Origin of the sequence: Minwuia thermotolerans (genome assembly GCF_002924445.1) — a bacterium.
In the GTDB taxonomy this organism is placed as follows: domain Bacteria; phylum Pseudomonadota; class Alphaproteobacteria; order Minwuiales; family Minwuiaceae; genus Minwuia; species Minwuia thermotolerans.
Window position 1 is genome coordinate 57,094 of record NZ_PIGG01000068.1, and the last position, 14,172, is coordinate 71,265.

At 67.2% G+C, this 14,172-nt stretch carries 12 protein-coding genes; 7 read left to right on the plus strand and 5 right to left on the minus strand.

Annotated features, from left to right (window positions below; genetic code table 11):
• Nucleotides 1-2: 2 nt before the first annotated feature.
• From CWC60_RS19635 to CWC60_RS19645, 3 genes are all read left to right on the plus strand, one after another.
• Nucleotides 3-902 carry an NAD(P)-dependent oxidoreductase gene (locus tag CWC60_RS19635; protein WP_109795624.1) on the plus strand — a complete coding sequence of 300 codons (900 nt, stop codon included), beginning with the start codon at nucleotides 3-5 and terminating at the stop codon, nucleotides 900-902.
• A gap of 204 nt (nucleotides 903-1,106) precedes the next feature.
• Nucleotides 1,107-2,051, plus strand: coding sequence for a cyclase family protein (locus CWC60_RS19640; protein ID WP_109795625.1), 945 nt, complete (start codon nucleotides 1,107-1,109; stop codon nucleotides 2,049-2,051).
• Nucleotides 2,052-2,133: 82 nt separating this feature from the next.
• Nucleotides 2,134-3,726, plus strand: a complete 1,593-nt coding sequence (locus CWC60_RS19645) for a thiamine pyrophosphate-binding protein (RefSeq protein ID WP_109795626.1) — start codon at nucleotides 2,134-2,136, stop codon at nucleotides 3,724-3,726.
• Nucleotides 3,727-3,780: 54 nt separating this feature from the next.
• On the opposite strand, the gene CWC60_RS19650 is transcribed toward CWC60_RS19645, so the two are convergent.
• Nucleotides 3,781-4,236 carry a GatB/YqeY domain-containing protein gene (locus tag CWC60_RS19650; RefSeq protein ID WP_109795627.1) on the minus strand — a complete coding sequence of 152 codons (456 nt, stop codon included), beginning with the start codon at nucleotides 4,234-4,236 and terminating at the stop codon, nucleotides 3,781-3,783.
• Between the two features lie 237 nt (nucleotides 4,237-4,473).
• On the opposite strand from CWC60_RS19650, the gene carA reads away from it, so the two are divergent.
• The 4 genes from carA (at nucleotide 4,474) to CWC60_RS19670 (ending at nucleotide 10,493) form a co-directional block, all read left to right on the plus strand.
• Entirely contained in the window at nucleotides 4,474-5,646 is a 1,173-nt protein-coding gene (gene carA / locus CWC60_RS19655) for a glutamine-hydrolyzing carbamoyl-phosphate synthase small subunit (RefSeq protein ID WP_206420054.1), read from the plus strand.
• A 6-nt stretch (nucleotides 5,647-5,652) separates the two neighbouring features.
• Nucleotides 5,653-8,901, plus strand: a complete 3,249-nt coding sequence (gene carB / locus CWC60_RS19660) for a carbamoyl-phosphate synthase large subunit (RefSeq protein ID WP_109795629.1) — start codon at nucleotides 5,653-5,655, stop codon at nucleotides 8,899-8,901.
• A gap of 82 nt (nucleotides 8,902-8,983) precedes the next feature.
• Nucleotides 8,984-9,457: a transcription elongation factor GreA gene (gene greA / locus CWC60_RS19665; protein ID WP_109795630.1), complete on the plus strand. Its 474-nt coding sequence runs from the start codon at nucleotides 8,984-8,986 to the stop codon at nucleotides 9,455-9,457.
• Between the two features lie 97 nt (nucleotides 9,458-9,554).
• The gene (locus CWC60_RS19670) at nucleotides 9,555-10,493 is read left to right on the plus strand and encodes a hypothetical protein (RefSeq protein ID WP_109795631.1); all 939 of its coding nucleotides are present in this window, start codon (nucleotides 9,555-9,557) and stop codon (nucleotides 10,491-10,493) included.
• A 15-nt stretch (nucleotides 10,494-10,508) separates the two neighbouring features.
• Here the strand turns inward: CWC60_RS19670 and CWC60_RS19675 are convergent, their stop codons facing one another.
• The 4 genes from CWC60_RS19675 to CWC60_RS19690 all read right to left on the minus strand — a co-directional run bounded on the left by CWC60_RS19675 (nucleotide 10,509) and on the right by CWC60_RS19690 (nucleotide 14,105).
• Nucleotides 10,509-11,693 carry a CaiB/BaiF CoA transferase family protein gene (locus CWC60_RS19675; RefSeq protein ID WP_109795632.1) on the minus strand — a complete coding sequence of 395 codons (1,185 nt, stop codon included), beginning with the start codon at nucleotides 11,691-11,693 and terminating at the stop codon, nucleotides 10,509-10,511.
• A complete protein-coding gene (gene parA, locus CWC60_RS19680; RefSeq protein WP_109795633.1) occupies nucleotides 11,686-12,312 on the minus strand; it encodes a ParA family partition ATPase in 627 nt (208 codons plus the stop codon). Before parA ends, CWC60_RS19675 begins: the two co-directional genes overlap by 8 nt.
• Nucleotides 12,313-12,380: 68 nt before the next feature.
• Complete coding sequence (locus tag CWC60_RS19685; protein WP_109795634.1) at nucleotides 12,381-12,677, minus strand: hypothetical protein; 297 nt, start codon at nucleotides 12,675-12,677, stop codon at nucleotides 12,381-12,383.
• A 39-nt stretch (nucleotides 12,678-12,716) separates the two neighbouring features.
• Nucleotides 12,717-14,105: a sensor histidine kinase gene (locus CWC60_RS19690; RefSeq protein WP_164516649.1), complete on the minus strand. Its 1,389-nt coding sequence runs from the start codon at nucleotides 14,103-14,105 to the stop codon at nucleotides 12,717-12,719.
• Nucleotides 14,106-14,172 lie beyond the last annotated feature (67 nt).

A 14,172-nucleotide genomic window follows, 5' to 3' on the forward strand; every position in this document is an offset into this window, starting at 1 on the left:
CCATGACGGAAACGATCGGTTTCATCGGCCTGGGCGCCATGGGCGGCCCTATGGCGGCGAACCTGGCGCGCGCCGGCCACAATCTTGTGGTCTTCGACGCGGACCGCTCGAAGGAAATCGAGGTCGCGGAACTGGGGGCCGCGGTGGCCGGTTCCGTCGCCGAGGTGGCCGGGAAGGCCGACATCATCGTCACCATGCTGCCGGATTCGCCGGACGTGGAGGAAGTGGCGCTGGGCGCCGCGGGGGTGCGCGCCCACGGGCGGCCCGACCAGCTTCTGATGGACATGTCGACCATCGCGCCGGCAACGACCGACCGGCTCTGCCGGGAACTCAACGAGGCCGGCATCGGCTTCGTCGACGCACCGGTCGGCCGCCTGGTCGCCCATGCCATCGCCGGCGAGTCGCTCTTCATGGTGGGCGCTTCGGGCAACGACTTCGGCCGCGTGAAGCCTCTGCTGGAAGCGATGGGATCGACCATCCACCATTGCGGCGGTCCCGGCGCCGGCATCCGCACCAAGCTGGTCAACAACCTGATTGCGATCGCGGTCTGCCAGATCGATGCGGAGGCGATTTCCCTGGCTCAGGCCTTCGGGCTAGACATCGCCACCACGCTGGACGTGATCAACGGCACCACGGCCACCAACGGCCATCTGGTCAGCGCCTGGCCCAACAAGGTGCTGAAGGGCGACACCGAGCCCGGCTTCCGCATTGCGCTGGCCCACAAGGACGTCAGCCTGGCGCTGGAGGCGGCGCGGGAGGCCGGCATCCCCATGTTCGCGGGCGCGGCGGTGCGTGAATCGCTGGCGCTGGCCAAGGGCGACGCGGCCTTCGCGGGCCGGGATTTCTCAGCATTGCTCGACCATGTCTGTTCGCTGGCCGGGCTGAAACCGCCACGGACGTGAACCCGATATCGCGGTTCATGTAATATCATTACATATACAACGTAATAATATCACGCTCTCCATGTAACAGAGTTACGTGACGCAAGAAATTCCTTGCAATGTTGGCGAGTGACTTCCGATCATTCCTCCCGTGACCTTCCCAACAAGGGGGGCTGGCGCCGGCTATCGGGCGGCGTCGCAAGAAGACAAGGAGGAGACGTCACCATGAAGAGACTGCTGATTGGCGCGACACTTGGGCTCGCGCTCGCCGCCGGCCCGGTGCTGGCGCAGGAATGCCAGCCGTCGAAGTACGGCGCGGACGACGAGATCGGCGCCGCCAACCTGATCACGACGGAGCGGGTGAAGGCCGCCGCGGGCCTGGTCAAACAGGGCATGACCCATCCGCTGGGCATCGTCATCGATCCCAACATGCCGGCCTTCCCGCCGCGCGGGATGATGCTGCAGGTCGTCTCGCCCGGACAACAGGGCGGCCGCGATCTGGCGCAGGACTTCGGCTGGAGCTCGATCTACAACGACGACGTGGCCCAGCTCTGGTTCGGTATCGGCCCGCAGCTGGACGGCCTCGGCCATCTGGGCGAGGGCACCTACTACAACTGCAACTCGCCTGCGGATATCGCCTTCGTCACCGGCCTGAAGAAGCTGGGTATCCACAACGTCCCGCCGCTGGTGGGCCGTGGCGTGATCATCGACATGGCCAAGCACAAGGGCGTCGAAACGATGGCCGCCGGCGAGGCGATCACGCCGGAGGATCTCGAGGCCGCCTCCAAGGCGCAGGGCGTCACCTTCAAGGATGGCGACATCATCCTTGTGCACACCGGCTGGACCGACGCCAAGCTGGAAAGCGATCCCAAGGCCTGGGTCAGCGGTGAGCCGGGCCTGAACAACGCTGCCGCCGTCTGGCTGGCGGACAAGAACCCGGTCGCGGTCGGCGCCGACACCTGGGGCGTGGAAGCCGTGCCGCCGGCGAAGGGCGACAAGATCTTCTACGGCCATGTCACCTTCCTGAAGGAGAACGGCATCTACATCCTGGAGACCATGAACACCGGTCCGCTGGTGTCCCAGGGCGTGCAGGAGTTCATGTTCGTGCTCGGTCAGGCGCGCGTGAAGGGCGCGGTCCAGATGATCATCAACCCCGTCGCCCTGTGGTGACGGACGGCCCGATCTGACGCATCATGCCGGATGACGGGGAAGGGGGCTTCGGCCCCCTTCTTCATTCGGGGGAGGGGCAGACATGACGACATTCGCCGAGGCGCTGGTGGGCGCGCTGCGGGCGCGGGGGACGCGGCACCTGTTCGGGGTCCCCGGCGGCGGCTCCAGCCTGGACCTGATCGAGGCCTGCGGGAAGCTGGGCGTGCGCTTCGTGCTGACGCGGACCGAGACGGCGGCGATGCTGGCCGCGGCGGCGACCGCGGAGATCACCGGCGCACCGGGCGCGGCGCTCGCCGGCGTCGGGCCGGGGGCGGCGAGCGCCGTCAACGGCATGGCCTACTGCGCGCTGGAGCGCGCGCCGGTGATGCTGTTCACGGACCGGGTGCCCGAGGATCCGAACCGGCCGAGCTGGCACCAGAAATTCGACCAGCCGGCGATGTTCCGCCCCGTCGCCAGGGCGGCGGCCTGGCTGACCCCGTCGACGCCGGGGGCGGAGATCGCGGCTCTGATGGACATTATGACCGCCGATCCACGGGGGCCGGTCCATGTCGACATGACGGCGGCCGAGGCCGGCCTGCCCTTCGAAGACGCGGTGCCGGGGCCGGCGGAGCAGGATGCCGCGCCGCCGCCGGAACTCGCCCGCATCGCCGAACGCCTCGACGGATCGTGCAGGGTGGCGATGATCGTCGGCCTGCAGGCGCGCCATGCGGGCGAGCCGGTGCGCGCGCTGGCCCGGGCGCTGAACGCAGCCTGCCTGACCACCTACAAGGCCAAGGGCGTCATCGCCGACGACGACAGCCATTTCGTCGCCACTTTCACCGGCGGCACGGCGGAGGCGGCGGTGCTGAACGACGCCGACCTGATCCTGCTGGTGGGCCACGACCCGGTCGAGGCCATTCCCGGCCGCTGGATGTACGACGCGCCGGTGCTGGCGCTCTCGGCCTGGGACTGGGCCGCGGCCGGCGGGCATCCGGCGCCGGAAGTCATGGCCGTCGGCGACATCGGCCGGATGGCCGCGGAGCTTGCGCGGACGGCGCGCGGCGCGGACTGGGACGAGGCCATTGCCGGTCATCGCGCGGCCTATCGGGCGCGCGTCGCCTATCCGGCGGTCGAAGGCGTCTCCCCCGACGATGCGGTCCGCATGATCCAGGCCGCTTCCGACACTTCGGCCCGGCTGACGGTCGATGCGGGCGCGCACATGATCCCGACCCTGGCGCAGTGGATCGCCCGCGAGCCCGCAGGCGTGCTCAAGTCGAACGGGCTGTCCACGATGGGCTACGCCCTGCCGGCGGCGATCGGCAGCGCCTGCGCCGAACCGGACCGGCCGGTGGTCGCGATCACCGGCGATGGCGGCGCGATGATGTGCCTGGGCGAACTCGCCACCGCCGCCGAACTGAACGCCGACATCACCTATGTGATCCTGAACGATTCCGCGCTGTCGCTGATCGACGTCAAGCAGCGCAATCAGCAGCGCCCGCGCTCGGGCGTCGCTTCGGAGACATTCGATTTCGCGGCGATGGCCCGCGCCTTCGGCTGGGCCGCGGCGACGGTCGACCGGCTGGACAGGCTGCAGCCGGCGCTGGATCTGCTGGCGACCTACGATCTGCCGAAGCTGATCGATATCAGGATCGACCCGTCGGGCTATGGCGGTCAGTTCGAGGCGATGCGGGGATGACCGGCCGGCGCGCCGCGCAGGACGCCGGGTGATTCAGTCCCTTCGTACAACGATCTAGCTCAGCTCCGACTTCATGGTCTTGCTGGCCTCGCCCATGTCGATGCGGCCGGCATAGCGGTCCTTGATGACGCCCATGCAGCGGCCCATGTCCTTCAGCCCCGAGGCGTTGAGTTCCGACTTCACCTGGCTGCAGACCTGCCGGATCTCGGCGGCGTCCATCTGTTTCGGCAGATAGCCCTCGATGATGGCGATCTCGCCCTGTTCCTGCTGGGCCAGGTCGACGCGGCCGCCCTCCTCGTAGAGGCGGATCGACTCGCGGCGCTGTTTCACCATCTTCGACAGGATCTGGATGATGGCCTCGTCGGACAGGCCCTGGCTGTCGGCCTCGCCGCGGTTGCTGATTTCCTGCTCCTTGATCGCGGCGGCGATCAGGCGGAGCGTCGCGACGCGGCGCGAATCCCTGGCGCGCATTGCGTCCTTCAGATCGTCATTCAGCTTCTGTTTCAGCATTCCTGCCACCCACGCCCAATGTGAGGGCGCGCAACATAATCGAAATACGGGGGTGTGGCAAAAAGTAAATCCAAGAACTAAGTTATTGATTTTAAAATATTTTTACATTCGGGGCGCGGCTTGACCCCTTTGCCGCGAAACATTAAGTTCCCGGCAATTTGCGCGTCGGCGGACCCTCTGCGGGCGCGCCTTACCTCCGACTTATCAAGCCGTAGACTCATGGCAGACAATGAAAAAATGACCGCGCCGCCGACACCGACCGGCGGGGCGTCGTCCAGCACGGCTGCGCTGGTGCTGGCCGACGGCACCGTGACGTACGGCATCGGAATCGGCGCCGCGCGCACGGCGGTGGGGGAGCTCTGCTTCAACACCTCCATGACCGGTTACCAGGAGATCGTCACCGATCCTTCCTATGCCGGCCAGATCATCGCCTTCACCTTCCCCCACATCGGCAATGTGGGCGCGAATGAGGAGGATCTGGAAAGCACCACGCCTGCGGCCCGCGGCGTGATCCTGCGCATGGACATCACCGAGCCGTCCAACTGGCGCGCGACGCGCCATCTGGACCAGTGGCTGAAATCCTACGACCTGCCCGGCATCGCCGGCGTCGACGTGCGTGCGCTCACCCGCCGGATCCGCGACGGCGGCCCGCCCAACGGCGTCGTCGCGCACAGCCCGGACGGGAAGTTCGACATCGACGCGCTGGTCGAACAGGCGCGCGGGTTCCCGGGCCTGAAGGGCATGGACCTCGCCCGCGACGTCACCTGTCACCAGACCTATCGCTGGGAAGAGGGCGGCTGGACGCTGGGCCGGGGCTACGCGAAGTCGGCGCCCGCCACGCGCAAGGTCGTCGCCATCGACTACGGCACCAAGCGCAACATCCTGCGCTGCCTGACCGATCTCGGCTGCGAGGTCACCGTCGTGCCCGCCACCGCCACGGCGGAGGAGGTGCTGGGGCACGAGCCCGACGGCGTCTTCCTGTCCAACGGACCGGGCGATCCGGCGGCCAGCGCCGGTTACGCGGTGCCGGAAATCAGGAAGATCGTGGATGCGGGCAAGCCGGTCTTCGGCATCTGCTTCGGCCATCAGCTGCTGGCCCTGGCGCTTGGCTGCGAGACCGAGAAGATGAAGCTCGGCCACCGCGGCGCCAACCAGCCGGTCAAGGACTTCACCACCGGCAAGGTCGAGATCACCAGCCAGAACCACGGTTTCCGTGTGATCCGCGAAAGCCTGCCCGAGAATGTCGAGGAGACGCATCGGTCGCTGTTCGACGGCACGCTGGAGGGCATCCGGCTGAAGGATCGGCCGGTCTTCTCCGTCCAGTACCACCCGGAGGCGAGCCCGGGACCGAAGGACAGTCACTACCTGTTCCGCCGCTTCACGGACTTCATCGACGGAAAGGAAGGCTGACCGCCGATGCCCAAACGCACCGACATCGAATCGATCATGATCATCGGCGCGGGTCCGATCATCATCGGCCAGGCCTGCGAGTTCGACTATTCCGGCACCCAGGCGTGCAAGGCGCTGCGCGACGAGGGTTACCGCATCATCCTGGTCAACTCGAACCCGGCGACGATCATGACCGATCCCGAGTTCGCCGACGCGACCTATGTGGAGCCGGTCACCCCGGAGGTCGTGGCGCGCATTCTTGAGAAGGAGCGCCCGGACGCGATCCTGCCCACCATGGGCGGTCAGACGGCGCTGAACACGGCGCTGGCGCTGGCTGCGGACGGCACGCTGGAGCGCCTCGGCGTGGAACTGATCGGCGCCGACCGGGAAGCCATCGCCATGGCGGAGGACCGCGATCTGTTCCGCGCCGCGATGAACCGGATCGGCCTCGAGATGCCGCGTTCGGAGATCGCGACGACGCTGGAGGAAGCACGGGCGGCGCTGGAGATCGTCGGCCTGCCGACGATCGTGCGGCCGTCCTTCACCCTGGGCGGCCAGGGCGGCGGCATCGCCTATAACCGCGACGAGTTCGACGCCATCGTCACCAGCGGCCTCGACGCCTCGCCGGCCAAGCAGATCCTGATCGAGGAATCGGTGCTCGGCTGGAAGGAATACGAGATGGAGGTGGTCCGCGACCACGCGGACAACTGCATCATCATCTGCTCCATCGAGAACGTCGATCCGATGGGCGTGCATACCGGCGATTCCATCACCGTCGCGCCTGCGCTGACGCTGACGGACAAGGAATACCAGATCATGCGCGACGCCTCGATCGCGGTGCTGCGTGAGATCGGCGTCGACACGGGCGGCTCCAACGTGCAGTTCGCCGTCGATCCCCAGTCAGGCCGTCTGGTGGTGATCGAGATGAACCCACGCGTCAGCCGCTCCTCGGCCCTGGCGTCCAAGGCGACGGGCTTTCCCATCGCCAAGGTCGCCGCCAAGCTGGCGGTGGGCTACACGCTGGACGAACTGCAGAACGACATCACGAAGGTCACGCCGGCCAGTTTCGAGCCGACGATCGACTATGTCGTGACCAAGATTCCGCGTTTCACCTTCGAGAAGTTCCCCGGCGCCGAGCCGGTCCTGACCACGGCGATGAAATCGGTGGGCGAGGTCATGGCCGTCGGCCGCAGCTTCCACGAAAGCCTGCAGAAGGCGCTCCGCTCGATGGAAACCGGGCTCGACGGCCTGGACGACATGCCTCTCGACAGCGATGACGAGGACGCGCTGATCGCGGCCCTGGGCCGGCCGACGCCGGACCGGCTGCTGCTGACGGCCGAGGCGCTCCGCTTCGGTCTGGACAAGGAGCGCATCGCGCGGATCACGGGCTACGACCCGTGGTACATCGACCGCCTCGACGAGATCGTCACCGCCGAGGAGACGCTCAGGCTCGAGGGCCTGCCGCGGACACCGGCGGGCTGGCTGGCGGTGAAGAAGCTCGGCTTCGGCGACCGGCGCATCGGGAAGCTGACCGGGACCTCGGAATCCAAGGCCGCCGCGGCGCGGCGCATGGCCGGAATCCGGCCGGTCTACAAGCGGATCGACACCTGCGCCGCCGAGTTCGAATCCGAAACGCCCTACATGTACTCGACCTATGAGGGGTGGCCCGCCCCGGACGGCTCGATCCAGCCGGCCGAATGCGAATCCCGGCCCACCGACCGCCGCAAGATCATCATTCTGGGCGGCGGTCCGAACCGCATCGGGCAGGGCATCGAGTTCGACTATTGCTGTGTCCATGCCGCCTTCGCCCTGAAGGAGGCGGGATACGAGACCATCATGGTCAACTGCAATCCGGAGACGGTCTCGACCGACTACGACACCTCCGACCGGCTCTATTTCGAGCCGCTGACGATCGAGACGGTGCTGGAGATCGTCCGCGCCGAGGAGCAGTCGGGCGAGGTGGTCGGCGCCATTGTGCAGTTCGGGGGGCAGACGCCGCTCCGCCTGGCGCAGGGGCTGCTGGATGCGGGCGTGCCGATCCTGGGCACTTCGGTCGAGGCGATCGACCGCGCCGAGGACCGCGACCTGTTTCAGCAGATGCTGAGCAAGCTGGGTCTGCGCCAGCCCCCCAACGGCATTGCGCGCAGCCACGCCGAGGCGCAGGCCGTGGCCCAGCGGCTGGGCTTCCCCGTGCTGCTCCGGCCCTCCTACGTGCTGGGCGGGCGGGCCATGGAGATCGTCCACGACATCGCCGGCCTCGACCGCTACATCCGCGAGGCGGTGAAGGTTTCCGGCGCCAATCCGGTGCTGGTCGATTCCTACCTGGCCAACGCCATCGAGGTCGACGCCGACGTGCTCTCCGACGGCGAGGACGTGTTCGTCGCCGGCATCATGGAGCACATCGAGGAGGCCGGCGTGCATTCGGGCGACAGCGCGTGCGCCCTGCCGCCGTTCTCGCTCAACGGCGAGATCATCGACGAGATCAAGCGGCAGGCCGCAGTGCTGGCGCGGGAGCTGAACGTCATCGGCCTGATGAACGTGCAGTTCGCCGTGCAGGACGGCCTGGTCTACATCCTGGAGGTCAATCCGCGGGCCTCGCGGACCGTGCCGTTCGTCGCCAAGACCATCGGCAAGCCGATCGCCAAGATCGCGGCGCGGCTGATGGCCGGCGAGAAGCTCGCCACCTTCGGCCTCGACTGGGATGTCACGAAGCTGCCCTATACCGCGGTGAAGGAAGCGGTGTTCCCCTTCGCGCGGTTCCCCGGCGTCGACATCATTCTCGGCCCGGAGATGCGTTCCACCGGCGAGGTCATGGGCATCGCCAGAGACTACGAGATGGCCTTCCTGAAATCGCAGCTCGGCGCCGGCGCCCGCCTGCCGACGGGCGGAGCGGTCTTCATCTCGCTGCGCGACAGCGACAAGCCGCTGGCTGTGGCGATGGCGAGCCAGCTCCGGGCGCTCGGTTTCTCGATCGTGGCGACCCACGGCACCGCGCGGTACCTGAATGACAACGGCATCGAATGCCGGGCGATCAACAAGGTGCTGGAAGGCCGCCCGCACATCGTCGACGCGCTCAAGAACGGCGAAGTTCAGCTCGTCTTCAACACCACCGACGGCGAGAAGGCGATCCACGACAGCTTCTCGCTCCGGCGTACGGCGCTGCAGTTCCACATCCCCTACTACACCACCGCCGCTGGCGCCAAGGCAGCTGTTGCGGCGTTGCACGCCCTGAAAACGGGGCGTCTTGAAGTCGCCCCGCTGCAGTCCTACTATTGATGGACACCAAGCGCCGGTTGCTCTGAAAGCGACCGGCGCAGCTATTTCCAGCCATTTGCCGGAAACAAACGGGGTGAGCGCTATGGAACGCGTGCCAATGACGCTTCGGGGCCACAAGCGGCTCGAGGCCGAACTGAAGAATCTGAAGTCCGTCGAGCGCCCGGCGGTGATCCAGGCGATCGCCGAGGCGCGCGCTCACGGTGACCTGTCGGAAAACGCCGAGTATCACGCCGCCAAGGAGAAGCAGGGGTTCATCGAAAGCCGCGTGATGGAGCTCGAGAGTGCGCTGGGCCGGGCGGAGGTAATCGATTCCTCAAAGATGTCCGGGGATATCGTGCGCTTCGGCGCGACCGTCATGCTGGCCGATGTCGACAATGACGAGGAAAGCACCTACCAGATCGTGGGTGTGGACGAGGCGGACATCGACAGCGGCCTGGTCTCCATCACCTCCCCCATTGCGCGGGCGCTGATCGGCAAATCCGAGGGCGATGTCGTCGACGTCCAGACCCCGCGCGGCGAGAAGTCCTACGAAATTCTCGAGGTGAAGTGGATCTGAGCCGGGTCCGGGCCTGACCGCGACGCGTCCGCCGCCATTGTCGGTATCCGGACGCTACCCATATCGTTGGGAACAAGAACAACGAGAGGGTAGCCCGATGAAACGCCTGATAATCGCCGCGGTGTCCATGGCCGTGCTCAGTCTCGGTCTTCCCGCATTCGCCCAGGATGACGACGGCCGGCGCTATGAGCGCTGGCGCGGCGGCTATGAGACGCCCCAGCACACGGAACGTCTGGTCGAACAGCTGAATGACCTGATCCGCCAGGCCGAGCGCGACCGGGCGGCGAGTCCGGGCTTCCTGCAGGATCTGCGCGAGGCCCTGCGGCGTCACGAGACGGCGGAAGAGAGCCTGGAGCAAGGGACAGGCCGCAATGGCGGGACCGCGTCCCGTCCGGAAATCGCCGACGACTTCTCGGACGGAAACTTCACCGCCGATCCGGCCTGGACCGTCGCCCAGGGCGAATGGTTCGTGACCGGGGACAATCAACTTGCCTCTCATGTGGACGTCTCGCGCGAGGTGACGCCGGAAGAGGGCATAAAGCGTCTCTTCGAGGGGCTGCTGGGCAACAACCGGGGCCGGGAGGGGCGCGAGGGTGGCCGCGCCGTCAACGTCGCGTCCTCGATCTTCCTGACGCACGACATCTCCAACGCCTTCGATCTGGAGACGCGGCTCTTCAGCGGCGCCGAGGGCTTGCTGGAGATCGGCGTTTATCAGGGCGGCGATGGCCGCAATGGATACCGGCTGCAGTTCTCGGAGGAGGGCTGGATGCGCCTGGTCCGGGTCGGCAGCTCTATCGCGACGCTGCGTCAGGCGGACTTCACGTTCCCCGCCGCCGTGGCCGGTTCGACCCGCCCCGAGCCCTACGATGTGCGCTGGCGGCGGTCCGAGAACGGGCGCATGCAGGTCTGGGTGGATGGCGTCGAGAAGTTCAACCTGATCGACAATGGGTTCCGCGACCCCTTCGACGGTTTCCGTATGGTCAACGCCAACGGCCGCCATGGCATGGATGCGGTCCGCATCAAACTGCTGGAGTAGCCCGGCGGGGGCGCACTATCCGAGAGCGCCGTCGCCGCGCAGCCTTTCGATCTCCGCCCGGTCCAGATCGAGGACTTCAGCGAGCACGCCATCGGTCTGCGCCCCCAGGCTCGGCGCGCCGGCGCTGACGCCGGCCTCGGCCCGCGCGAAACGGAAGGGCGTGTTGACGACCTTGTGGCGACCCATCTGATCGTTGACCTCGACGATGCTGCCGCGTTCGAGCATGTGCGGATTTTCCAGCGCCTGCTTCGGCGTCAGATAGCGCCGCGCCGGGCAGCCGGCCGCCTCGATGGTTCGCGCCGCGTCCTGGGCGCTCTTGTCGGCGGCCCATTTCTCGACCTCGCCGAACAGTTCCATCCAGTGCGCCATGCGCTCGCCGGTGGTGGAAAACCGCGGATCGGTCAGCCATTCCGGATGGCCGCAGGCCTCCGCCAGGGCGGCGAAGTTCTTCACGGTCACCGGGGCGACGACGAAATAGCCGTCCTGCGCCTTGATCGGGTCGAAGACCGGAATGTTCAGCTTCTCGATCGGGAACTGCGCCTCCTGCAGTTCGAACGGGATCATGTTCATCAGCCCGGCGAGCAACTCGACGTCGATACGGTCGCCCTCGCCCGTGATCTCGCGGCGGTAGAGCGCGGTGGTGATCGCGATCAGCGCATGGTTCGCGCCCAGCACGTCGGCCGCCAGGGTGCGCGAGCTTTCAGGCTTGTCGGTCGCGCGCTGATAGCGGAACTCCGCCATGGTGTAGCCGCTGGCCGCGTTGATGATCGGCGCAAAGGCCGGGCGTTGCGCGTCGGGTCCGGTCTGTCCGTAGCCCGAGATCGAACAGTAGATCAGCCGCGGATTGCGCGCCGACAGGCTCTCATAGTCCAGATTCAGCCGCTGCATGACGCCGGGACGGAAGTTCTCGATCAGCACGTCCGCCTTCGCCGCCAGGTCGGCGGCCAGTTCGCGCCCCTTCGCCGACTTCAGGTTGAGCGTCACGCTCTTCTTGCCGCAGTTGAGCTGGGAGAAGAAGCCGCTCATGCCGTTCACCTGGGGCGGCGTGCCGCGCAGGGTCTCGCCTTCGGGCGGTTCCACCTTGATCACGTTGGCGCCCATGTCGGCCATCAGCCGCGTGGCATAGGGACCCGCGACGAAGGCCGTGAAGTCGACCACGGTCAGGCCCTCCATCGGCCGGGGCCTGGAACCATCAGACATGCGCTACCTCCCGCGCCAGTGAAATGATCTCCTGCGCCGCCTGGCTGTTCGGCCGAGCCTCGGCGACGCCGCGGCCCTCCAGGATTGTCGAAGCGAATGGCTGACGGTTGCCCAGTGTGGTTTCGGCGACGGCCAGACCGTCTGCGGCGATCATGGCGCGGATCCGGTCCGAAAGGCGGCTGCGGGCGGGCACGCGATTGAGCACCAGCAGGAAGTCGCGCTTTTCCCGCTCGGCCAGGTCGACGGTGTTCTTCGCCGCCCAGTAGTCCATGGGGCTGGGCTGGACCGGCATCAGCACGCGGTCGGCGGCGCGGACCGCCGACTTTGTGTCGGTTTCGCCATGCGGCGGGCTGTCGATCAGCACGACGTCGAAATCGCGGCGCAGCCGGCCGACCTCGCTGCCTGCGCGCCAGCCGGAGACCTGCCGCATCTCGATGGCGGCGACATCGTCGCGGCGGGCGCGCAATGCGTGCCAGGCGGTCAGACTCTGCTGCGGATCGATGTCGACCAGCGCGACGCGGCGGCCAAGTGTGGCGAGGGCCACACCGAGCTGAATCGTGAGCGTGGTCTTGCCCGCGCCGCCCTTTTGCTGGGCGATGGCGAGAATCGCGCCGTCCATGCCTTTGTCCACCCTCCTGACCGGAGGAGGGAGCTTAGAGGCCCGGGCGCGATTCCGGCAATTGCGAATCAGCCGGGGGAGGGTGTCGGCTGACGCCTGTCGATTGGCGTGACGAAGAAACGCCCTGAAGTGCTGGTGGCGAAGGGATTCTCCGACAGGTAGCAGTCGACCGTCCCGATGGTCCGGAAGCAGCGCAGCGCCAGCAACTGACCGGCGTCGCGGCAGGACTGGGAGTCGGTTCCGGCGCTCTCGCAGACATCGGCCACGTAGTCGGTCGCGGTAATGGGCGGCGGCTCGTCGAACAGCCGCGCCTCGCAGGCCGCGAGGGCGAATCCGATGATGGCGATGGCGAGCGTCTTCGACATGCCGACAGCTAACGCCTCAAAGGCTGAGAATTCGTAAACCTAGAGCGGCAGCAATATCCGGAAGCAGGTGCCCGAAGGGCCGGTCCTCTCCAGTTCCAGAGTCCCGCCATGGGCCTGCACCAGGTCGCGGGCGATGGTGAGGCCAAGGCCGGTGCCGCCTTCCCGCGCCGAGCCGACGAAGGGACGGAACAGGTTCTCGCGGGCCTTTTCCGGCACGCCGGAACCGTTGTCGGAGACGCGGATGGCGATATGGCCGTCATGCTCATTGGCGCTGACGCGGACCTCGCCCTCCTCACCGGCGGCTTCGGCGGCGTTGCGGCCCAGGTTCATCAGCACCCGGTAGAGCTGGTCGCGGTCGGCATGGACCTCCAGTTCGTCGGCCACGAGGTTCTTCCACGCCGGCGACTGGCTGGCGTCCAGGGTCAGCGTGTCGCCGACCTCCGCAACCAGGCTCCGCAGCCGGAACCGGGTCGGCCGGGGCGGCGGTTCGTCGGCGCTGCCGTATTTCAGCGACCGCTGGCAGAGTTCGATGGCGCGGTCCAGGGACTGGATCAGCCGCGGCGCCAGGCGTCTGACGGTCGGGTCGAGGGAATCGGAGAGCAGTTCGGAAATCACCTGCGAGGTCGCCAGGATGTTGCGCAGGTCGTGGCTGATCTTGCTGACCGCGGCGCCCAGGGCGGCGAGGTGGTTCTTCTGCACCAGGGCCTGACGCAGGTCGCGCTCCATCTCCGCCAGTTCATGCGCGGCCAGCGAGATCTCGTCGCCGCGCCCGGTCGGCAGTTCGGGCAGATGCGCCGCTTCCGGGTTGCGGCGGAAGGCCAGGATGTTCGCCGTCAGCCGGCGCATCGGCCGCACCAGCATCCAGCGCAGCGTCAGGAACAGCAGCGTGGCGCTGACGATGGAGATGAACAGGCTCAGGCTGAAGATGTTCCAGCCATAGTCCAGCAATGCCGCGCGCAGCGACGCCTCCGGCATGATGATCTCGACATAGGCGTCCTCGGCGTTGCGGGCGTCGCCGATGATCCTGAGCGTCCGCCCGTCGGCCATGATCATGGTCCGGAGCGCGTCGCCGATCAGTTCCATCGGTTCCGCCCCGCGCAGGTCGTAGGTCGCGTCGACGGCCGGCGGCATTTCTTCGGCGAGCAGCAGCATGCGCCGCTGGGGAAGCTTCATGACCACGCCGTTGACCCCGACCGCACGCAACAGGCGGTGTTCCAGATCCCTGGAGATCGTGTTGCCGGGGGCCGCCAGCACCGAGAGCGCCGCCAGATTGGCCTCCGCCAGCATCTGTTCCAGATAGCTGACGCGGTAGCGCGCCACCGAGGGCACGAAGATCATCACTTCCGCCAGCATGACGAAGATGACGGTCAGGATCAGCAGCCGCGACGACAGGCTGTTTCGGATCGAGGGCCGCCGTTCCCGTGACATGTCGCCGTTCATGGCGCGAGACTAGAGCAAATCCGGACCGGCTGGAATCGTTCTGGCGCGCCCGGCG

Excerpts from the sequence above, each read along its gene's own strand:
- carB (WP_109795629.1), top strand. The coding sequence starts at position 5,653 with ATGCCCAAACGCACCGACATCGAATCGATCATGATCATCGGCGCGGGT.
- CWC60_RS19685 (WP_109795634.1), bottom strand. The coding sequence starts at position 12,677 with ATGTCGAAGACGCTCGCCATCGCCATCATCGGATTCGCCCTCGCGGCC.
- CWC60_RS19635 (WP_109795624.1), top strand. The coding sequence starts at position 3 with ATGACGGAAACGATCGGTTTCATCGGCCTGGGCGCCATGGGCGGCCCT.
- CWC60_RS19670 (WP_109795631.1), top strand. The coding sequence starts at position 9,555 with ATGAAACGCCTGATAATCGCCGCGGTGTCCATGGCCGTGCTCAGTCTC.
- CWC60_RS19640 (WP_109795625.1), top strand. The coding sequence starts at position 1,107 with ATGAAGAGACTGCTGATTGGCGCGACACTTGGGCTCGCGCTCGCCGCC.
- CWC60_RS19675 (WP_109795632.1), bottom strand. The coding sequence starts at position 11,693 with ATGTCTGATGGTTCCAGGCCCCGGCCGATGGAGGGCCTGACCGTGGTC.
- parA (WP_109795633.1), bottom strand. The coding sequence starts at position 12,312 with ATGGACGGCGCGATTCTCGCCATCGCCCAGCAAAAGGGCGGCGCGGGC.
- greA (WP_109795630.1), top strand. The coding sequence starts at position 8,984 with ATGGAACGCGTGCCAATGACGCTTCGGGGCCACAAGCGGCTCGAGGCC.
- carA (WP_206420054.1), top strand. The coding sequence starts at position 4,474 with ATGACCGCGCCGCCGACACCGACCGGCGGGGCGTCGTCCAGCACGGCT.
- CWC60_RS19690 (WP_164516649.1), bottom strand. The coding sequence starts at position 14,105 with ATGTCACGGGAACGGCGGCCCTCGATCCGAAACAGCCTGTCGTCGCGG.
- CWC60_RS19650 (WP_109795627.1), bottom strand. The coding sequence starts at position 4,236 with ATGCTGAAACAGAAGCTGAATGACGATCTGAAGGACGCAATGCGCGCC.
- CWC60_RS19645 (WP_109795626.1), top strand. The coding sequence starts at position 2,134 with ATGACGACATTCGCCGAGGCGCTGGTGGGCGCGCTGCGGGCGCGGGGG.